At 56.5% G+C, this 430-nt stretch carries 1 rRNA gene; it reads right to left on the bottom strand.

The features are described from left to right. Window positions 1-105 (bottom strand): 5S ribosomal RNA (gene rrf, locus AC1DDH_RS20655); the annotation flags it as partial. Between the last annotated feature and the right edge of the window lie 325 nt (window positions 106-430).

Below are 430 nucleotides of genomic sequence, written 5' to 3'. Positions count from 1 at the left end.
CCTACTCTCCCACACCCTCCCGGGTGCAGTACCATCGGCGCTGTGGGTCTTAGCTTCCGGGTTCGGGATGGGACCGGGCGTTTCCCCCACGCTATGACCGCCGTAACCCTTGCTCCGCCACCGGCCCGCTGTTGGCGGGGGTGGGGAAAACTGTGGTTACAACATCTGTGGTGTTGTTATTTTGTTGTGGTTTTGTTCCTGTCGCAACGTGCCGTCGGTGACGGGTTTGTTGTTTGGGAACCACATAGTGGACGCAAGCAGTCTTGTTTCTTTGTACCCTTCCCATGGTGTGAACGTCTTTTGAATCCGTTCACGGGAAGAGTGTGTGGTGTAAGTTATCGGCCTATTAGTACCGGTCAGCTTCACGAGTCGTTAGTCCTCGCTTCCACATCCGGCCTATCAACCCAGTGGTCTGGCTGGGGGCCTCTCA

This window comes from Arthrobacter sp. 10T425 (assembly GCF_056393985.1).
This window is presented reverse-complemented; position numbering and strand designations above follow the sequence as displayed.